Source organism: Anaerorudis cellulosivorans, from assembly GCF_025943985.1.
In the GTDB taxonomy this organism is placed as follows: domain Bacteria; phylum Bacteroidota; class Bacteroidia; order Bacteroidales; family Dysgonomonadaceae; genus Anaerorudis; species Anaerorudis cellulosivorans.
Genome location: NZ_JAPCWE010000015.1, coordinates 33,195 through 55,050, shown reverse-complemented (window position 1 = coordinate 55,050; position 21,856 = coordinate 33,195). Strand labels below are relative to the sequence as shown.

Sequence of the window (21,856 nt, the reverse complement as noted above, 5' to 3'; positions counted from 1 at the left end):
AACAATTTTATTATCTTTTTCATACCCTCCTAAACATTATATTTTACTCGCTATTCGAAATATTCAATAGTTACAGGTCCCAACAATCCCGAAGACTGAAGAGGCTGACTTTCCAAGCGATAAGGAGCATTAGTCCATACATTATCGTCTACGATATGCTTCTCATAAACTCCTTTTATTTTATTTGCCCATGTATTGACAACTCGTATTTGCAGTTTATTATTCCCCTTTTTCATTGCTTTGGCTATATTTACATGGGTTGGTGAAGTCCATACAATGCCACAATTCGTATCGTTCAAAAAAACTTCGGCCATTACATTTATTTCTCCAAGATGCAAATAAACTGCATCATCGGAAAAATCGTTATCCCATGTGAAATGAGTTTCATAGATCGCTTCGCCGGCATAATAGCGGATAGTATTACTCTCATTTTCGCTCCAATCGAACAATTGCGATGAGATTAAATTTTCCGAAGAATCCTCTCCAAAAGAAATACGCCACTCACAATCGGACAACACTCTCCTTTTTGGCAAAGAAAATGATTTTTTTGAAGATTTTATTGTGGTTGGTTTTCTAAAAACCACAAAAACCGATTGACTTTTATGCAAATTCAATTTAACATGGGTTCTCCTGTTATGGATACTCCATTCTTGTGCTTCGGTTATTTCCCCGGTGACGGGATCCCAAAGTTCGGGAATTCGATCCAAACAACGAAATGAGATGCACACATGACGTTCTTCTTCCTGTTGATTGGCAATAAAATAAATATCCGTATCTTCTTCCGCACGGTGTGTCCACGCAATATCCTTCTCTCCATTAAAATCAATATCCCTTTCCAATCCAAATTGGCTGAAATCTTCGTGTTGGTAAGGTAACAAGTATTCGGAAGATACAGACCATATTTCTTCGGCAATTTCTTTGAGTGCTTCTGAAAATTGATTTTTCTTGTAAAAACCCTGAACTAGCTCCGGCTTATCACCCAACAAAACCACTAGTCCTTTCTGTTGAAATTTTCTAATTTTTTCAGCAACTTCTTTGCTCATATACTTGCTCTCGGGAGACATGGGGTGAGGCTTTGGAAGAACCAGCACTTTGTAAGACATCCCACCAGGCAAAACCAATCTTCCATCTTTCACCTCAGCCAATCGAAGCAACGCATCGCGGTTAAACGAATCGTATATATAACCATTTAGCGCATCAATCCAGTCACTTGCATCAGTAAGATTGGCGGAATGGGTTACACCAACCGGCATCATCCTGAGCGGTTGGCCCTCGTTGGCCAATCTTTTCTTTTCTGTCTGTACTCTTTCTTCTCCAAAAATTCCCGGAAGGGAATTGACCAATCGATCGGGAAGAATCGCCCGCCGAGGGGTCTCCTCTCCGGTAAACACTGCGATATCCACAACAGGATGTCCAAACTGCAATAAGGTCTGACAACGACCGATGTACTCCACCCATGCTTTAGCATATCTCCACCACAGTTGATCCCTTTGAAAATATAGTCCAATCCCATCAAGTGTCACACCCGGAGCTTTGTTAAGATAAGGATTATGTACATAAACATGATGAAACAATTTATTCATTCCCAAAGCGAAATTCCGGTCGAGCAACGGTTTCATCATGCGAGGATTCTCATTCCACATGATACGCAACTGGGTGAAACCCTCGGCCTGAATAATATTTTTCCCATAAACATGAGCACCGGAAATGGCATCGAGCATATCGTTGAATTTATCATGTGTGGGGCTTTGCAACCAAAACTCCCCCATCGGTCTGTCAACCATTTGATAATGTAGCATCCCATCACTTACCATCGTTGGGGCAACACACTCCGCAGAAAATTTACAACCGTACGTTCCGGAGAATTCGGCAAGTGTTTGATAAAAAACATCTACGACCAACTCGGCAATGGTTTGTCGAATATCATGCAAAATAGATTCCGTTTGTTCGGCACTTTCTATAGGAATACCGGAATACACGAGTAAATAAGGAGAAAGATCATAGCCTCTTCTTTTTTCAAATTCATCAAGAAAATTATCCGACCAGTTCTGGCAACCACATTCCCAACTGTCTACATGCAAAAATTTTAAAACGCGCCTGGCCAAAACAGGATCAGTTTTTCTGAAAGCCGCCCCAAACCAGTTCTCAAACTGAAGTTTAACTGCCTCTTTGCTAAATTTATTGCATTCCAACCCTTTTCCTGTTCCGCCGGTCTCATTTCTATGTCCTGTTGATGTATGCCCTAACCTTACAATCTTCCATTTACCCGAGGGCAAAACAGTATTCAACTCATCACCGTTTAACGAGCAAGGATCTAAACGGATGATTTGGGATAATTTCACACAATCTTCATCAGGCAACTCCTCAACGAGAGTTCTTTTGCTTACCCTCCAAACTGATCCGTTTTTCCCTTCCAATTGATCAATAAGCGCCTCACTCGATAAAAAAATCTTATTGATTTTTAAAATGGGTTTCCATTTTGCTGCATCCAGATCTTCTGAACCCGGTTCAGAACCAGCGGGATCCCAATAAAATCTGAAGTAGCGGGCAGTAGTTGCAGGAATGCTGTAGGTGAAATTTTCGTCGGTATTCTGCCATCCATGTCGAGGAGGAACAAGTTGCTTTATTTTTTTGAAATCAACTCCATTATCACTTGCATAAACACACAATCGTTGTGCTTGATAATTATTCCCGCCCGGAACAATTTTTATTGATCTACAAGTGAAAGGTTCTTCAAAAGCATATTGTATCCAACAATACGACGAACTCCTGAAAGTGCCGGAAGCCGACCTATCCACCAAATATACAGGAAACCGATCTTCGGTACTTGAGGTAACGTGAGGCATGCAACAATCTGTCGTAAAAAAATCGGCAACAGGCAAAGCATACAGTGCGATTTCACGATAAAAATTCTCGAAAGTTTTCGGACGGGGGAGGCGTAGGCATTTTATCTCCCCTCCCGAAATAACAGTATCACTCCACACCACTTTCTGCATCGATTTTTCGGGTGTAATCCATGGCCCACCTGCTAAGGCAAAACCATCGCAAATGTGCATTCCCAATTTGAGTTTCAATCGATCGGCTTCTTCCATGGAAAATCGAACCAACTCCCACCATTCAGGTGTCAATTGTTCATAGGCAGGCGAATAAACGAAAGAAGTGTTGTCGGACGGGCTTCGAATAGGCATCAAATAAGTTCCACCCAAACCAATTTCCTTCATGGCTTCCAAATCGGCCGTGATAGCTTTTTTCGAAACAGCACCATACATCCAATACCAAAAAGACCAAGGAGAAGCTTCTTCAGAAACAGGATTGCGAAATTGCTCCTCTAATGAAGTTTTCTGTGCCAAGCCACTGCCTACGAAAACAGAAAACAATATCACTGCTACGCCAATCCTATATCGCTTCATATCATATCGTCATTTATTGGAAACGAAAAATAAGTTTTCCTCTTTTTTCACCTTTCACCCAGGGAGGCTGAGAAGAAGGTCCTATCAAGTCGGTTGCATTGACTTTATTTCTAACTGGCGGTATCACATCCATAACGGAAATACCACTTTCGGGTAAAGTGTACAATAGGGCATCTCTTCCATCGCGAGGTTGATAAATTCCAATATAGGTATTTGGAGTTTCATTAACAATCGATATCAAACCCTCCTGTGTTTCGATGTTCATCCAGGAACAATTCGAAAAATAACCCTTAAATTCGGGATAGATGAACGTCTCACCTGGCATTGGATCATCATATTCATTTTCCCAAACATCATAGGTTACACCATGAATCCTGTTCTGCCAAACTCTATAGGGACCGTCACCCAGCCAACGCTTTCCGATCACCTTGTCTTCAGGGTAATCGAATCGAATACCCATCAAATCAACCACCGCATCAAAACGATAAACATATGTCAATTCCAGTAAGCCATCCGGATGTACCGTCCATGTCGATCTCTGCATGTTGCCCAATTTGTAAACAACGTTCACCGTCAACCGATTTTCGTCTTCTCGAATAAATATGCTGTCCACAACGGCCAAATCGACAAAATCCTTATAGGTTCTATCCAGCTTCTTGGCATCGGGATCATCATGGTTAAAAAACTGATCCAACGACCTATCCGCTCTCCGGGCTGCAACAAATCGAGGCCCATTTCCAAAAGATATTTTCCGGTCATTTACCGTCACATGCTTCAGGAAGCCGTCTTTTTTGTCATAAACATAACTTTTATTACCTACCTTCACTTTTATGTGATCGGCATCTTCTTCATAAGTGGGTGCATTTTTTTTCACTGCAGCTTTCTTTTCATCGTTGTTTTTCTTATAAACATTTTTTTCATCGATTTTCCAACTCCAGCGCCACAACTCATGTCCATAAACATCTTTTGCCGTCAGAAATAAACCGTTCACATCATCCGAAAAAGCAGGCATATCGATATGCAAGATGCCTTTTTTATGCGGAGCGATGTCGCTTCCTTTCACTTCTCCTTTTTTCAGTATCTTTTTCTTCCCATCCAAACTTAATGACGAAGGAAACGAAACCTGTTCCCACGTAAAAAAACAAGTATTGAGCGAAAGAAAATCATAGCGGTTTTCAACGATAAAATTACCATCAAAATCCCGATCGATTTTATCGTTCATGATCTGCACGGGCGACCATATTTCTTTTATGGCGTAAAAACTCCCCTCTCTTTCGTGATGAGGCCCCACTATGCCATCGGCCCCGTAATTGCCGCGCGTATCGATACACCCATCCAAGTCAACCCTTTTTACGCCTTCGTCAGCAAAAACCCATAAAAAACCACCGGCGCAACGAGGGTGCGTGCGCATGATTTCCCAATAATCATACAAACCGGCACCCAACCCCCCATCATATAATCCATGTAGAAATTCAGTAGGCATAAAAATTTGCGGCAAACGCATATATGCCTGCGTTTCTCCATACGAACGGTAATGCATAGTTTCGAATCCTCCAAAATTCCCTTGGGGATGAAGGACAGGTCGTTTTTGCAGATCCCAGCGATGAAATTCCTCATCTAGAGCGGTATTCCATCCTTTCTCATTCCCGTTGCTCCACCAAATAATCGAAGGATGATTCACATCGCGCGTAACCATTTCCTTCACCAGCTTTTTCCCTGTAGGTGTATCGTATTTTCCGTGCCATCCGCCCAGTTCATTCATCACATAGAGGCCCAACTCGTCACAGGCTTCCAAAAAATCGGGATCGGGAGGATAATGCGACAAGCGAACGGCGTTCATGTTCATCTCCTTAATCAAATGAACATCCTCGTAATTTTTTGACCGATCTAAGGTACGCCCTGTTTCCGGACGGAAACTATGCCGATTTACCCCTCTGATATTTACCCTAACACTGTTGATGTAAAGACCATCGCTTTCCCTAACCTCAATTGTTCTGAATCCGAATTTTTCGGTGATCTGGTGAACCGCTTTGCTGTTTTCTTTACTCAACGTAAATTTCGCGTTATACAGATTTGGCGTTTCAGCGGTCCATAAATCGGGGTAACCCGCATTCAGGGAAATCATCGTCCAGTTGCTTCCTTTTTTTATGGGAAAGGTACCCTCTGCTACTTTATTATCTCTTCGATCAAGAATTTCCGTCTTTACACTTAAATTTTCCGAAGCAGCCCTTCCTAAATAACAAGAGGCGTAAAATGAACCGTCAGCCTTAGCATCAATAGTAACCCTGTCAATATGGATCACCGGTTTTATTTCCAAAAATACCGGTCGGAAGATGCCACCAAAATTCCAATAATCGGCTCGCCGTTCTGCTAAATTGACACTTGCATTCTCCGATTCTTTTTTTACGGTAACCTCTAATAGATTCTTCTTTCCGAACTTCAAAAGATCTGTTATGTCGTAAGAAAACCGATAAAACCCACCTTGGTGTTTTTCACCTGCTTTCAATCCATTCATTCTGACTTCAGTATCTGTCATGGATCCATCAAATACTAAACATATCGCATGATTTCTCCAGGAATCGGGTACATCAAATTCATATTTATACAGACCTTCTTCTTTGGCAATACCTTCGGGAAAGGGTTTCCCGTAAAATTCGATACCATACTGAAATTGGCCAAAACCTTGCGTTTCCCAACAAGAAGGAACTTTAATTTTCGTCCATTTACCGGAATTTAATCCCTCTGTACAATAAAAATCCCAATAAACCGAATCATCGGCACCTTTTCCTGAAAGATAATGGACAACGGTAGCAGGTATCAACTCTTGTTGAGCTTTTACACCAAAAATAACACCGAACAAAATAACAAATATGTTTTTACACCTAAGGTTTTTTCGTTTCATCTTTTCACCTTTTTATTATAAAAAAGACGCCCTATACGCAATTTTGTACCCAAAAAAACCACGATATCATAAACCAGGCTATAACATACCGGGCAACAAAGGACGTGTGACAGGCGAGATTCTGAAATGCATCGTATGCCTTTTCTTTTCGATAGAATAACATTTTAAAACGCCCGGACCGCAGCTACTATTTCCTAATCCCAATTGTTGGACATCTATCGATATTATTGTCTCCGATCGAGGGGTAAGATCATAGTTATGAGAAACTTTTGCCAAATCGTTTGCCGAATAATGTAATGCTGAAACGGAAAAAGGTTTATCAAGAGCCAATACACAAATTCCTTTTCCATTACAATCGGCAATAGTGAAGACTTGAACCTCTTCTTTGTTCCCACTTTCCTGTGGGAAAGGATAATTTACCAATTGATCAGAAACAGTAGAATTCCACAAGCCGAAAAAAGCGGAAGTTTTTCTATCGGGATAATTCTCGTGAGGACCGCGTCCATACCAGGAAAAATATTCCAAACTTTTATCCAACACCATTGCAATGCCCAAGCGTGGCAATTCAGGCAATTCGCCTGTAGGAAGGAATTCGAACCGGGCATCAATAGTACCATCGCCAAAAACCGTATAGCGAGCAACGGAAATAATGCTCCCTTTTGCATACACATTTTCCGAAACGACATGAACCCAAACCGAACCGTCCGAATTTTTCCCCCATTCTACCGATTTTGTTACTCTTCCCGGATGATCCATCCCGTGCCTTTTCCAATCATCGGCTAGCCAATTTCCAAATCCTCTATCGTTATCGGTGGGTGCACGAAAGGCTTGTAATAAAAATTGAGGAGATAAATCCGAAGATCGAGCAAACATTTCTTTACCTCCGTAGATTAGCGATATTGCATCACCCAAAGTTAAATCCCATTTTAATGTAAAACTCTCTCCTTTCAACAATAAGATCCTCCCCTCTACAGAGGTGTCGATACTATTTTTTGTCGGGATTTCCCATATTTTCTGTCGATCATAAAGACCGTTTCTCAAGCAAAACTGTTCGTTTGCTACTTCAAATCCTGCCTTAGCCCATTTTTTATCCTTTATCAATACAAAACTCACCATAAGTTGTATATCACCTATTTTGGGAAGAGCTTTATTCAAACGAATATCCCTATACACCGATTCGCCGGGCAGAACCGGAGGTACAGCCATTTCGGCACTTTCCAGTTTTTTGCCATTCACAGATATACTCCAATGTAATTTGTAGCTTGAAAGATCGATGTGATGATGACGATTGGTAATCTTCAATCTTAACGAATCAGACTCATCCAATTCAATAAGAATGGGTTGATAGACTTTTTTTACTTCCCAATATTTAGGTGATATTTCTCTATCGGAAAACAAGATTCCATTTAGACAAAAATTTTTAGAATTTGGCACATCGCCAAAATCACCTCCATAAGCCACTTTTATTTTTTCGTTTGGCATTTCAAGATAAATCCCTTGATCAACCCAATCCCAAATAAAGCCACCTAACATGCGATGATGACTATAAATTTCATCCCAGTATTCTTTTAAATTCCCAAGTGCATTTCCCATGGAATGTGCATATTCACTGGTTAGAACCGGGCGGTCATCATTTGTTCTCGATGCAATCTCCAACAATCTTTCCCATCGGGCATTTTCGGGTCGCTCTTTATTCTCTCCACCAAAAATATTGGGATTAAGGTATTCTTTTTGCACTCTGGGATAAAACCGGCTGATTATATCTACCGTTTCGGGATCTTTGATGCTGTCTTGCGCCCCTTCATAATGAATAGGGCGAGTTGGATCATAATCCTTAAGCCATGCCGAGATAGCCGAAAAGTTAAATCCATAACCCGATTCATTCCCCATTGACCAACAAACTACCGAAGGATGATTCTTATCACGGATAGCCATGCGCATTGCCCGATCCATGAAAGCTGATGTCCATTCAGGGTTACTTGCCAGCATTCCTCTTACTCCATGAGTTTCGATATTTGCCTCATCCATCACATAGAGTCCATACTCATCACAAAGTTCATACCATCGAGAAACATTCGGATAATGCGAAGTGCGGACAGCATTGATATTTGCCTGCTTCATTAAAACAATATCTTGAATCATGCGTTCCTCAGTCATAACCTTAGCCATATAAGGATCATGCTCATGCCGATTTACTCCCCTGAATCGTACCGGTTTTCCGTTAACCAAAAATAATCCGTTTTTTATTTCTATTTTTCTGAAGCCAATTTTAGAAGTGACTTGTTCAACGATCCTGTCTGTTGAATCATTTAAAGTTAACCGTAATGTATATAAATAAGGCGTTTCGGCCGTCCATTTCTCAGGATTCCTCACTTTAGCCTCCAACCATCCAAATTTGCGTTTTCCTCTTTGCGGATAACGATCATTCATAATGGAAGCACGATAATTTAGATTCAGTATGGGTTCAACATCCTGCTTGAGATTCATTTGAAACAGGGGATTGTTGCTTTCATCGTACAGTTGAGCCTCTATGGTATATCCTTTCCCTTCCTGCGCTCCGTAAACAACAATCGTTGGATCGATTTGCAAAACAGCATCTTCATACTCCTCGTCCAAAATCGTCCGCACCGCATAATCCCGAATGCGAATATCTTCTGTGGCATACAGATAAACGGATCGAGGAATACCTCCAAAACGCCACATATCCTGATCTTCGAGATAACTTCCATCCGAATATTTATACACTTCTATGGCGATTCGATTTTCTCCTTTCTTGAGATAAGGCGTTATCCTAAACTCCGAAGGTTCCATGCTCCCTTTACTAAATCCTGCTTCCTGGCCGTTTATCCAAACGTAAAAAGCACTTTGAACCCCTTCGAAATGAATAAAAACTTCGTTGTGATCCCACCCTTTCGGAATTACAAAAGAACGGCGATAAGATCCAACAGGATTTCTCTCGTTGAACGTTGTATAAGTACGCTTAGGTTCTGCTGTTACCAAAGGTGGGTGTATTTTAAACGGGTATCCAGCACTTATATAAATAGGGGTACCAAAACCATTGACCTCCCAATTAGCCGGAATAGGAAAATCAATCCAATCTGAGTCATTGAAATCGGTTTTATAAAAATCGATTGGGCGTTTTTCGGGAATCGGAACCCAATTAAATTTCCACATCCCATCCAACGAAAGTATCCGATCATTCTCAACATCACAAAAAGGAATAAAAGAAGCTCGAGCAGGTTCACGACGAGACTGTAAAACATGTTGATTTTCCCATTCGATGTGCTGTCCCGCTGCATTAAACAAAACAGCAGAAAAAAACACAACAAAATGCCATCTTTTCATCTTTATCAAATTTGATTTCTGTTATTCATTGCACGGTTAAATTACTCAACCATAAACCGCTCATATTCTCTGCCGAAAGTTGAATCTTATAATGTCCTGCATTAATGTATCCACCGGTATCTGTGCTCAACATTCTTCTTTTTTCACTGGCTACCGGGAAGGTAATGGTATCCTCTTTATGTACAATGCCGTCCGAATCGATAACTCTGATTTTTACGTCAATGGGACAATCATTTACATTCATAAAATCAAATCTCAGTGCATATTTGTTGGCAACACCTACCGAAATATCCCATTCAATGCTTCCCTGTTTGTTATCCAAAAAGAAAAAAAATGTCTGATCCTTAACTATTTTTTCTTTGTTACGACCGTTTACTTTGGCTTGTTCTGCCCGATAGATTGTGGCAGGCCGTGTCTCTTTTCCTTCAGGCAATGCATCAAGAGGGGTCTTGACCACTCTTTTTATGTTCTTCCATGACCAATCGCTTGTAGAAGATGGAATCTGAAGTTGAATATCGCGATTTTTGGAACCGATTGCTATAGCCGAAATTACAGCCTGGCCCGCTTTTACCTCAGGAAAAGATATTTTCATCACTCCTCCATCAATCCGGACCTGTACCACGTGTTTGAATGCAGCATCATGTCCAGCTTCAGCCCAAATATCCAAATCATCAATATAAACTGAATCATTTATTGCAACATCAAAAATCCGATATCCTTCACAATCAGTGTTTCCGCTTGCTCCATACCAAGGTTCCACAAAATAAAGTTCAACACGATACTCCCCATCGGGAAGCGGAAAATAATAAGCTAACTTATGTCGTCCATAGCGAAAACTGCCAAATAAGTCCCAATCCTTCGTTCCTTTTATCGGATCTTTTGTATAACGCTGACTTGCTTGATAAGGATTGACCCCTTCGTAATCGTCAGCCCATGAAGTTGACCTCCACACATTGGTATCTGCTTTTGCTCTGTCGGCCTCCCATCGTTGGCCATATTGATCTACATACGGATCTCCTCCACAATTTATTCGATAAATATAATTATATCCTTCTTGAGGTGCCAATAAAGGCTTCAAATCTTGATAAAATTGGTCGAAACGGGGAGATTTTGGTAAATGATCCAACACGATATAATCTTCGGCCATAGGTTTTCCATTCACGTAACCCACTGCATAAAGTACATTGTATTTAATAGTTACATTATTCCACTCAAAATGCGTACCTATCGGACCTTTTTTCAATCTTCCCAGCGATTCCGATCGTACATCATTAAATAACTCCACTTCATCGCAATTCGAAAAAACCCTGATCACACTTTTGACTCCCGGCGTTTTCCACCGATCCGTCCATGTGTGAGATACAATATACACCATTGGATCCTTATTAGCCGAAATATAGTTCGCCTTGTAAAGGTAATAAGCATCGACGGGTTCTCCCCAGGAAGTTAATAGACCTTTATAATTAACAGGACCTATCTTATCGATAAGGCGATACCCTTCATCAGGTTGTTTCCTGCCGGGATTATCGTGTGAATTGAAAAGCCATAAAAAGTGACCACAACAACTGTCTTTTACCGATTCAGCCAAACGGATTTTTTTCTCCAACAACAAACACATGTTATCTTCGCTCCATATGTTCTGAGGATCAAAATCCCCTTCTGAATGCAAATCGATGGAACGCCAAGCACCGTATTCACCATTCAACAACTGCTTCTTTAGTTCATCGTCATACTTGTCGGGATCACCACCATAGGTTCCTGACCAATTTTGAGGCACATTCCAGTCTGTTCCCTCTCCGCCATTGCACGTGGTTATGATCCGTTGATTACAAGCAGTGGGATCCATCTCTCGAATAATCTCAACACATTCTTCCGCAAATTCTTTGGGTAAAACACTTTCGTTCTGTAATCCCCACATGATGATGGAAGGAGAATTGCGCCTCTCCTTAATCCATTGACGAAGCAGTGCTTTAAAATTATTTCTAAAATCAGGAGTGTCATACCAAATATGGGCTGAAAATTGTGGCCACCACAAAATACCGGTTTTATCCCAATAGTGCTGATATAACAAATTATGAGGCTGATGCGCATCTCTAAATGCATTGAAGCCCGCACTTTTGATTTGTTTCACCCGCGAAAGAATCTGATCTTTTGAAAAAGCATGCGATTGACCAAATAGATGCTCATATTCGCAAATGCCGTTTAAAAACACCTTTCCCCCATTAAGTTTAAACGTTGGATCTTTATCTTTTCCGTGGAGCGGCCAACTGATCGTTCGAATCCCATAAGGAGTGGTGAGTTCATCGGTAGTTTTTCCACTTCTTTTTATCATAGATGCCAATTGATAGAGGTAAGGATCGTCGTTCGACCACAAATGTGGATTTTTAATCTCCGGACTGATTTGCTTTACTATCCTGCTTTCTCCCGGTTGAAGCGTAATGGTATCTGAAAGTCGAAAAACGGCAATACCGTTATCATCGTTTAGTTTGCTAACCAATTCAAAAGTTTCGGGTGTGTTACCATAATTTTTAATCTCGGTTTCGATATGCAAGTATGAGGTATCGGTGTTCCAAATATGGACGCCGAAAGGTTCTATGCGAATTTTGTCTGTGATTTCCAGTGTTACAGGCCTAAATATTCCAAACGGCTGCGACCCTTCAGAAAATCCCCATTCAGATGAGCATCCACCACAAACCCAAGGCATATCGGTAATGAAAGAAGGGTGTTCTACCTTAACAGCGATCACGTTTTCTGCTCCTGTTTTTATAGCGTCTGTCACGTTCACTGTAAAAGTAGTTCTTCCACCTAGATGTCGACCTAGATTTTCGCCGTTCATATAAACAGTCGCATAAGTTCCCACTCCCTCAAAACGAATAAAAAAACGCTTGTCGGCATTGTAATCGGGTAGAAAAAAAGTTTTTTTGTACCATGCATTTCCATGCCTGTTACCATGTACCAATTGTCGATACCCTCCATAATCATCCCAATTATGGGGAATATTCACTTTTTCCCAATTGCCATCAACAACAAAGGTATCGTATTCATTGCTGTTTTCATAGGAAGCAACAGAGTACCAATCGTTGTTTAGCGAAACAATTTCCCGTTTACCTTTTTGATCAGGTTCCGGGAAATGAACTTTTGATTTTCCCATAGGTTTGGAAACAGCCAAGGCAATACCCCGTTGATCATATTCGTTCACCGCACAATAAAAATGATAAACTACCCCATCATGTTTTATAACAGACGACTTGTGAGCAAACAGATTATCATAATCTTTTGAAGGGATAATGAGATCGTCTCCATTCCAGTCTGTCCAGTTGACCAAATCATATGAACAGGCAAAGGTGTTGAATGCCTTATATCTTCTCGATGAGTGAAAAGCTCCGAAATAAAACATCACATATACATCGTTTATTTTTTGAATATGGGCATCCCCCGAGATCCCCTCCTCGTGAGAAAAAACAGGATTATTTTTATAGCGTTCCCAATGTATCATGTCATCCGACAACGCAATACCTATCCGCTCTGCCTTAACTTTTGTTTCCGGATGAATACCGGCTGCATTGTAAAACATAACAAAAGGCTTGCCTAATGTGTTGGACTTATCCCAAAACATGCTGCTCTTGTATTGGGTAATCTTCTCAAACCACTGTGCATCTTTATCGTCTGGTGAAAGGATGGGTTTATCCAAACTCTTCCATTCATGAGGTCGGGAAGGGTTCTTTTCCGTAAAAGCCAGCCCAATTTTCAAAGGCACAGTCTCGTATCCGGGTTTGTCTCCACCGATGTATGTCATCCAATATTTATTCTTAAAAGTATTAAGCGTATAACTGCCTCCCCACGTATTTTCTTCCAATGCAATGAAACCGCCTCGTTGGTTTTTATCCCATCCTTTTTCCCGAAAAGAAAGAACTTTACCCAAGGTTTCCCATCGCAACAAATTATCGCTCTCTGCCAACCACGTTTCATATCCTCTTCCATCTTTACCCGTTTTGCCATTGTAAACCAGATATGTCATATACCATTTATCGCCATGACGAAACACCGATGGGCAATCTACTTTGTAATTATTGGCGGATGGAGCAATGACTAAACCGTACTTGTAAGGTGTTTTGATTTCTTCATAGATCTCTTCCATTTTAGATTGAGAAACTGTAGATTGTGCAGCCAAAAAACCGCAAATCGTAAAAAACCAACTAGCAAATACTACTCTTAAATGTATTCTTCCTTTATTCATGAATTAACTTTCTATAAATGCATGTCTGATTATTGCATATTTTGCATCCATATTTATACCTTTTCAGATTTTTACCGATTCCGATAATACCACTTACCGATTTTACCGGTGACATAAGACACGTTTCACTGAGAGCAATTCCTGTTGGATTATCTCCGATCAGTGAAAATAATATCTTCTGATCCGATACATCCCAATTGCAGTAACCCGGACTATAACGGTTGCTGATTTTCAATTCTTCTTTATCCATCGATTCTTCGAGATTGCTCCAGATGATATTCATCGCCTTTTCTACAGTCAACGAACCAATCGCATCCACAAGGTATGCCTCCATCCAATTACCTTCGTGATTCAATTTTCCGGCTATTTCGGAAAAATCGGGACCGGCAGTGCAAAGAAAAAGCGCCATATACGAAGCCTCTTTCAGGTACCTTGAAATTTGCTTTCCGACATGCAAGGCAAAATCATCAATTTTTACTACCCCTGCTGTTGGTAATACCGGTTCATTTTTCTTTATGTGGTATCCCCCACAGATGCCTTGAAAGTTATCCAATTGTCTAAGAACCTGGTCAGTAAATACTACTGCCGGATGTTCTTTGTCCAATCCTGAGGATCGAACATACTCGAGAACCTCATTTATCGTTGGGGCCACTTCACGAAAAGAAAACCGAAAATGCTGAAATGAACCGGTCATCAACAACTCCCCATAATTTTGTCATTATATCTCGCTACGGCTTCAAAAAAAGCGCGAATATTTTCAAGAGGCGTATGAGGGGGAATATCGCAACCACTTGAAATTACAAAATTGGCATAATTTTTTGTTCGTTCCAGTAAATGTGCAGTAACTTCTTGAACCGTATTCGGATCGGATTGTTTGAAAACACGAACCGGATCTATATTCCCCATTACAATTTTATTGGAAGGACATTCCTGTAAAACTTCCACCATATTCACTGCATTGCCAAAATGCAAAGCATTCGCACCACTTGCGATCATGGCATGTGTACACTGACCCATATTCCCACAATTGTGTAGAATAACTGTAAAATCATCATCCTGCACAGCATTTACAATCTTTTTCACGAAATCTGACGAATACATATTACAATCCTCATCAGATAACAATCCTGCTGCAGGTTCAGCCATAACGACACCGGCCGTACCTGTTTTTTTCAGCTCTGTACAATACCGGATCAAAAATTCCGTACATTTTGAAAGCAACAACAAAATCGTTTCGGGTTCAGTGTATATCGAAATCATGATTTCAGACATATTGTATAATCTACCCGCAAGGGAAAAAGGGCCTATACATCCCGAAAACACCGGTTTAGCCGTAATATTTTCTACAGCCAATTTATTGGCTTTTAAAAATTCTTTTAAACGACCTTGTCCTAAATCGGGAACAGACAACTTTTCTACATCAGCAGCACTTTTCAATAATCTGCCCTTAACGGTAGGTATCTCATCTTGCGGCATACTGATTTCAGCACCAAAAGCTTCTGCTTCTACCGTTAAATCCATAATAGCCGTACAGCCTGAGGTGTCAAATTCATCCGATACTGCTTTCATTGCTTCATATTGAATTTTTCCGTCAGAGACAGCATCCTTTACCGTTTTTCCGATCAATTCGATTCCAGGGTGAGTGATAAAGGGCAAAGCCATGCATTTTTTCATTTTCTGTTTTTCTTTTCCTAATGTTATGAACGATATATCGATTCCAACCATTTTATTCCTTCCTGCGGATTTTTTCCATATGCATCTGCTCCGATCGATGCAGCAAACTCTGCAGAAAGGGGCGCACCTCCAACAATGACTCTTGTTTTTGGGGAAACCGTTTTAATAGCCTCAATAACAGGCTTAATATTGATCATGGTTGTGCTGAGTAATGCAGAAATACCCACAGGGGCATCAGGATATTCTTTAACTTTGTTTACAAATGTATCGATTTTTACGTCTACCCCTAAATCGACTACCTCCCAACCTGCTCCTTCAATCATCATTCCCACCAAATTTTTACCGATGTCATGCAAATCGCCAAAGACCGTCCCTAAAATAAAAACACCCTTACGTTTCACGGAACCATCTGCAAAATAAGGTTTTAAATGTTCCATGGATACATTCATTGCTTTTGCAGACAATAACATTTGAGGAACAAAAATCTTTTTTTCAGAAAATTTTTGCCCCACTTTATCCATCGCCGCAATAAGAGCTTTATTTAATATCTCATCAGGTGTTATCCCCGATTCAAGAGCCTCGCGGGTAATTTCATCAGCACCCGGCATCCCTTTCATTTGAGGTGGGTAAGGCGATTCAAGATTGATTTTGCCAAATTCTACACATTCAAACAATTTATTCAATAATTCCGATTTCATTTTATCATTCAACTTAATTAAATAGAATATACATCCCGATCATTACAACAATTAAAACACTCCAGGAAATTATTACCGGCCTATGTACTTTTACCGGTTTGTAATTCAATATCGGAACAGACTCGTCTGATTCCTTGCTAATTAAAGAAAACAGCCACACAAAAACCAACAACAAAACAAAGATAAGGAAAGAGACATATAAAAAATGGACACCATTAAAAATAAGATTAGTGTAGTACAGAATACCGATACCCAAGCTGAAAACTGTCCCCAACGAAAGCACAAGATTTATGGCTTTGCGCGACGTCTTTTTCCACAATACGGCAAACAAGAAAGCTACTGACATAGGCGGTGCTATAAATCCTAAAACCGATTGAAAAATATTGAAAAAACTTAATCCCTGAATAAAAGATATTCCAATGGCCAAAAAAATAGAAAGAAAAGTGCCTGCCAACACCACCAACCGTCCCGTTTTTTTTATTTCTTTGCTTTGGGCATCAGGCTTGTAACGTTTAATGTATATATCCATCGTAAAAACCGTACTCAACGAATTAAGAGCCGAGCTGATGGTACTGATCAGAGCCGCCATCATCACAATAACAACCAAACCCAATAATCCGGAAGGAAAAACCGCTTTTACCAATCTCAAGTAAGCATCGGTCGAATTTGTCAGACCGGGAAGAAGCAGATAGGCCAATATGCCGGGAAGAATAAAAAGAGGAATATCGATCAGTTTCAACCATGCCGTAAAATTTGCCCCTTTCTGTCCTTCTTCCAAACTCTTTGCACCCAAAACCGATTGCACCATCGACTGATCGGTGCACCAAAACCAAATGCCCATAACCGGGTATCCCAAAAGAATAGCCAACCATGGAAAATCCTTGTCGCTCAAAGGTTGAAACAATTTCCAATAGGAAGAAGGTGTTGCTTCGATCACTTCCCCTATTCCCCCTACCCTGTGGACAGACATCACCACCAGTAAAACCGATACGCCGATCAATAGAAGCATTTGAAAGACATTAGTATAGGCAATCGACTTTAAACCTCCAATCACGACAAACAATGCCGAAATCGTAACCAGAATAACGATGCAACCCCACAAAGGAAAATCCAGAAGCTGTGCCATAAAAATCCCTCCGGAAAACAAGGTTAATCCCAACCACGATATCAAAATCGTCAGAATGGAATACCAAGCAATATATCGTTGCGTGGTTTCGCCAAAACGCTTTCCCATATATTCGGGCAGGGTGGTTACTTTTGCACCCAAATAACGGGGTGCAAAAACAAAAGCCAGCATCAATATAAACGGAAAGGCATACCAGGAAAAATTTCCTGCCACAATGCCGCTTTCATAGCCGCTGCTGGCGTTGGCTATCAACATGGAAGGACCGACATTGGTCCCCCACATCGTAAGTCCGATGGCAAACCATCCCAACGATTTATTGGCAAGGAAAAGATCATCGCTCCTGTTTTTCTTCGCAAAACCTGCCCAGCAGGCAATGCCTATCAGGACAACGACATAAACAAGAATAACGACAACATCAGCAGTAGATAAATGAATTAAGTTTTCCATCTCTTTTTTCGGGTATAAAATCATCGGTATCGTTCCACGATTTTTAATGCTTTTTCTATGTCTTTTTCCGATTTGAAATCGACATTGATATGTAATCCCTGATTTCCGATATTATCGATCAAGGGCGCTATTTCATCCAATGTTACCCAGTTTATCATCACGGATTTTCCGCTTGAAAGAATCCGCTTATACAAAGGATACCATTGAGGATTTCCTCCCTGAGGTTGGCCATAACCCGGAGTCCACTGAACTGCCTTGAGATTTTCAATTTCCAAAACGGCATCCAAATGACGAATAGCATCAACCCCATCCAAATGATAGAGCGTGTAGTCTATGTTGTTGCATTGTTCACGTAAAAACGGTTGACAAAAAGTACGGTAGTCTTCTTCCGAAATCATGATGGACAAGTCTGCTTGTAGTTTTGTCACTTTCCCCGGTGCCCACAGAGAAAAATAACAAAAGCCCATTTCCCCATCGATGTTGATGATATCGTAAATTTCATCGAAAACCCTGAAATAAACCGTATTGATCTCATGCAATTGGCGAAGGGTCTCCTCCGGATTCATCACCAGATCCATAAGCACATTATCCGATCCTTTAAGACTGCCCAACACATCCAATCCTTCCACCAAATCGGGACAACCGACAAGATATCTGTCTTGCGATTTCGCTTTACATGCTTTTAACAGGTCTTTGTGCAGTTTCCACCATTTGTTGTTTTCATCAAAAACAATCCGACCGTCAAAATCCGGCTTTTCTCTTATCCAAATGGTATCCTCTCTGGCTTCCAGCTCAGATCCCAAAATGGCAGCAAGAGAACCGGGGCCCAATTGCGTGTTGGCAATGGGAAGAATGTCCGCAAGATACGAATTTCTCGACATGGTGTGATGCAGATAAGCCGACCTCCATTCGGGATCAAACCAAAACTGATTCCAATCTTTGCAGGGGGGTGGCGGTAAAACATTTTCATAGGGATCACCCTCTTTCGGAATGTGTTCCCACATGGACAAAACGATACCTTTATGATTCCACCAATCCAGATAATGTTGTTTTGTTTCTTCAAAATTCGATTTCCAGGTATGCATGCTTTCTTTTTTAATCAAATACAACTTCGACAACTTTTTTCATATCCATTTCATCCGTACAACTCACATCTTCAGGATACATAGGGATAGATCCTCCGTATTTCACATAAACAGGCATCTCTTCCAAAGGGACCACTACATCCTTCAACCAAAGCGGCCCTTCAAAAATTTCACGGGTGAAAAAGTGAACCCATTTCCCTTCGGGCAAATAGATATCGCGCCTGCCTGAGGAATTCATCACCGGTGCCACCATCATATAGTCGCCGAAATAATATTGATCATCGATGTGACGACAGGTCCTGTCATCGGGATGATGTAAAATCAATGCCCTTATCATGGGAAAACCCGTTTGGGTCGTTTTTTCGCTCTGTTGGACGATATAGGGGATTAACCGGTATCGCAATTTCCACCATTTACGGACAATCTCCGAAACATGGGGATATTCCCACGGTTCGCGCTTATGAGTACCGTGATAGCGCATGTGCGATGTAAAAACGCCAAACTGTGTCCATCGAACATAAAGATCGTCCGGTATGACGGAATTCATAAAATTGGGCACACCATGAAATCCGGGAATATCGTGACTCCAAAATCCGAAACCCGACAAACCCAAATGTAATCCTCCTTTCAGTGAACCGGCCATACCGTGCCACGAACAAGCAGCATCGCCTCCCCAGTGAACCGGATATCGCTGGCAACCCGCCCATCCGGCTCGAGCCCAGATAATCCCCTCACCGGTAACTTCTTTCGTTACTTCATATACGGTTTTCTGATACAAAAGGGGATAGATGTTCTGCAATTTTTCGGCCGGCATGCCCTGATATTCCGCATCCAAATGAATATCTTCACCAAAATCGGCTTTAATGCAACTCGCTCCCATTTTCAGCAGATTCCGCAACAAGTCTTTATACCACTCCACAGCTTTATCGTATGTAAAATCTATCGTTCCGGCAAAATCCTGCACACTGAAATTCGATGCTCCGGAAAGCTGTCGAATCCCCTTGCCGATATACCGATTCTCGTCGGCCTCTTTATACTGCATGGCATGATAAGAAATGTAAGGCAGTTGCCACAGACTGATGCGAAACCCTTTTTCGTTGAGATTCCGAATAAATTTTTCAGGATCAGGAAAGCGTTTTTCGTTGAATTTCCATTCGCAAAGCCAATCGGTTTCAAACCAACCTGTATCCAAATGAATAACATCACACGGATAATCTTCCTTGCGCAACCTCTCGCAAATTTCATTCACCTCTTCTGCCGAAAAATAAGTCATGCGGCTCATCCATATCCCGAAACTCCAAAGTGGGGGCATGGGCGGAAATCCCGTCAACTGACGATAACCGAACAAAACCTCTTCCAACGTGTCGCCACCGATTAAAAAAAAATCGATAAAGGGCTCTTCTGCCATTATCTGAACCGAACGTGTGGAATGATCGGCTAGCGAAAATTTTGCAAACGAACACGTATGGAGAAACAGGCCGTAAATCTCGGAAGAAAGATAAAATGGTACGTTTTTGTAGGCTCTCCGGTTGTTTACTCCCTGCGCATCCTGATTACGCATCCGGAAAGTTTTTCCGGAAAGGTCCATTTTGGCAAAGCGTTCGCCGGTACCAAAAAAACACTCATCGGGTTTAGCTTCCAACGAAAAGGTGACCCGATTGGCCTGACCGTTCTTTTCAACAAAAGCCAACGCAAAAGCATCGTGACGCGCAGGCGAAAACATATCATAAGCCGAAAGAGGAATCTCTTTTTTCCCATCGGGGGAAAAACGTAAAAACAGGGTTTCCTCCGGTTTGGGCTGCAAATCGCTCCACCAATCGATCTGAGGTTTAGGAAAAAGCACCTTCACTCTTGTATTTCCTTTTTCATCCCGAATCATCCATTCCTCTTCGTCTTTCCGATAAGTCAAAGGTGTTTTCCCCAGATCGGAACTCAAACAAAGCATTTCGGAATCCTCCATGAAAGGATGATCTATCGCCAAAGAAATACGTAAAATCGTTGATCCCAATGCTCGTATTCGTAACATATAATTTTTTCTAGGCTCGGAAAAATCAGGCCTTATTTCGTTTGAATTGCACTGCTTTTGAAAAGGAATGGTAAGAAAAATATCTCCATCTTCCTCCCTAATATCCATAGGCAAACATGCTCTCCAGAGACGTTCTCCTCCATCCAAGTTAACATCAAAATCCAAAAAATCGAAAAGCTGATAATTGGTTTGTTTCATACCTCCTGTCTTATATTATTCCTCTGTTATTTTTTCAAAGGTAATCCATGTGCTACCGTTAGGAGCATCTGCTAACCCTTCCTGATAGTTGTTCATAATCGCATTCCATTCCTCCACACGTGGATTATGCTCAACCGTTTTCGGATTCAATTCTTCCAAACTTTTTCCTTTGGGAATACTGATGACGAGCATAAGTTGTCTTCCGTTGCGAAAAACAAGAACCTGCTGAAAATCGGCGTTGCAAAAACCTTTTGCAACTTCAGGCCATTTTTCGAATTGTGTCCGGTGGTATTCCATATATGCTTGCTGCATTGCTTCATCTTCTACCAAATTTGCTGTCATAATCACATGATCCCAGCTTCGCACCGGTTTATCGTTGCAATGCTCTTCTCTGCTGAAACAATAAAAGGGCTTTTCGTAAAGGTTGATTTCGCTATCGGGATACTGCTCTTCGATTGCTTCTTTCAACTTATTAATCGCGTGGGGGTTGGCATAGATAAGCCAATGATTTTTCCAACAGTATATCGAATGGGAATCTATTTGATATTCACTGCAAAATGTAATGATTTCTTCCTTTGGTATAAAAGATCGTGTGTCTACAACCTCCAAAATTGAAGGCGTACGTTCAGTCGTCGACTTACAGGATAGGAAAAGAAGAAAACATCCCAATAGAACAAATTTACCGGAGTTCAACACCTTCTTCATAGT

General features: G+C 41.1%; 10 protein-coding genes and 1 pseudogene. All 11 read right to left on the bottom strand.

Going from position 1 to position 21,856, the window contains the following annotated elements:
* Positions 1 to 50 precede the first annotated feature (50 nt).
* Positions 51 to 3,410 (bottom strand): glycosyl hydrolase, encoded by a 3,360-nt coding sequence (locus OLM34_RS09200; RefSeq protein WP_264406812.1) that lies wholly within the window; start codon positions 3,408 to 3,410, stop codon positions 51 to 53.
* Positions 3,411 to 3,423: 13 nt separating this feature from the next.
* On the bottom strand, positions 3,424 to 6,312 hold the full coding sequence (locus tag OLM34_RS09195; protein WP_264406811.1) for a glycoside hydrolase family 2 TIM barrel-domain containing protein: 2,889 nt from the start codon (positions 6,310 to 6,312) through the stop codon (positions 3,424 to 3,426).
* Between the two features lie 78 nt (positions 6,313 to 6,390).
* A complete protein-coding gene (locus OLM34_RS09190) occupies positions 6,391 to 9,657 on the bottom strand; it encodes a glycoside hydrolase family 2 TIM barrel-domain containing protein (RefSeq protein ID WP_264406809.1) in 3,267 nt (1,088 codons plus the stop codon).
* 25 nt (positions 9,658 to 9,682) lie between these two features.
* The gene (locus OLM34_RS09185) at positions 9,683 to 13,894 is read right to left on the bottom strand and encodes a beta-d-glucuronidase/beta-L-arabinofuranosidase (protein ID WP_462477276.1); all 4,212 of its coding nucleotides are present in this window, start codon (positions 13,892 to 13,894) and stop codon (positions 9,683 to 9,685) included.
* Entirely contained in the window at positions 13,887 to 14,588 is a 702-nt protein-coding gene (locus OLM34_RS09180; RefSeq protein WP_264406826.1) for a vitamin B12 dependent-methionine synthase activation domain-containing protein, read from the bottom strand. Before OLM34_RS09180 ends, OLM34_RS09185 begins: the two co-directional genes overlap by 8 nt.
* Positions 14,588 to 15,619 (bottom strand): uroporphyrinogen decarboxylase family protein, encoded by a 1,032-nt coding sequence (locus OLM34_RS09175; RefSeq protein WP_264406807.1) that lies wholly within the window; start codon positions 15,617 to 15,619, stop codon positions 14,588 to 14,590. The genes OLM34_RS09180 and OLM34_RS09175 overlap by 1 nt, the downstream gene beginning before the upstream one ends.
* Positions 15,592 to 16,266, bottom strand: a complete 675-nt coding sequence (locus OLM34_RS09170; protein ID WP_264406805.1) for a cobalamin B12-binding domain-containing protein — start codon at positions 16,264 to 16,266, stop codon at positions 15,592 to 15,594. Before OLM34_RS09170 ends, OLM34_RS09175 begins: the two co-directional genes overlap by 28 nt.
* 13 nt (positions 16,267 to 16,279) lie before the next feature.
* Positions 16,280 to 17,839 (bottom strand): sodium:solute symporter family transporter, encoded by a 1,560-nt coding sequence (locus OLM34_RS09165; protein WP_264406803.1) that lies wholly within the window; start codon positions 17,837 to 17,839, stop codon positions 16,280 to 16,282.
* A 26-nt stretch (positions 17,840 to 17,865) separates the two neighbouring features.
* A pseudogene (locus OLM34_RS09160) lies at positions 17,866 to 18,924 on the bottom strand (corrinoid protein); the annotation flags it as partial.
* A 10-nt stretch (positions 18,925 to 18,934) separates the two neighbouring features.
* Positions 18,935 to 21,148, bottom strand: a complete 2,214-nt coding sequence (locus tag OLM34_RS09155) for a glycoside hydrolase family 31 protein (protein WP_264406802.1) — start codon at positions 21,146 to 21,148, stop codon at positions 18,935 to 18,937.
* Positions 21,149 to 21,163: 15 nt separating this feature from the next.
* Entirely contained in the window at positions 21,164 to 21,853 is a 690-nt protein-coding gene (locus OLM34_RS09150; RefSeq protein ID WP_264406801.1) for an L-rhamnose mutarotase, read from the bottom strand.
* Between the last annotated feature and the right edge of the window lie 3 nt (positions 21,854 to 21,856).

What these genes read in the sequence shown, in the direction of transcription:
- OLM34_RS09200 (WP_264406812.1), bottom strand. Translation starts at nt 3,410, where the DNA reads ATGAAGCGATATAGGATTGGCGTAGCAGTGATATTGTTTTCTGTTTTC.
- OLM34_RS09195 (WP_264406811.1), bottom strand. Translation starts at nt 6,312, where the DNA reads ATGAAACGAAAAAACCTTAGGTGTAAAAACATATTTGTTATTTTGTTC.
- OLM34_RS09190 (WP_264406809.1), bottom strand. Translation starts at nt 9,657, where the DNA reads ATGAAAAGATGGCATTTTGTTGTGTTTTTTTCTGCTGTTTTGTTTAAT.
- OLM34_RS09185 (WP_462477276.1), bottom strand. Translation starts at nt 13,894, where the DNA reads ATGAATAAAGGAAGAATACATTTAAGAGTAGTATTTGCTAGTTGGTTT.
- OLM34_RS09180 (WP_264406826.1), bottom strand. Translation starts at nt 14,588, where the DNA reads ATGACCGGTTCATTTCAGCATTTTCGGTTTTCTTTTCGTGAAGTGGCC.
- OLM34_RS09175 (WP_264406807.1), bottom strand. Translation starts at nt 15,619, where the DNA reads ATGGTTGGAATCGATATATCGTTCATAACATTAGGAAAAGAAAAACAG.
- OLM34_RS09170 (WP_264406805.1), bottom strand. Translation starts at nt 16,266, where the DNA reads ATGAAATCGGAATTATTGAATAAATTGTTTGAATGTGTAGAATTTGGC.
- OLM34_RS09165 (WP_264406803.1), bottom strand. Translation starts at nt 17,839, where the DNA reads ATGGAAAACTTAATTCATTTATCTACTGCTGATGTTGTCGTTATTCTT.
- OLM34_RS09155 (WP_264406802.1), bottom strand. Translation starts at nt 21,148, where the DNA reads ATGAAACAAACCAATTATCAGCTTTTCGATTTTTTGGATTTTGATGTT.
- OLM34_RS09150 (WP_264406801.1), bottom strand. Translation starts at nt 21,853, where the DNA reads ATGAAGAAGGTGTTGAACTCCGGTAAATTTGTTCTATTGGGATGTTTT.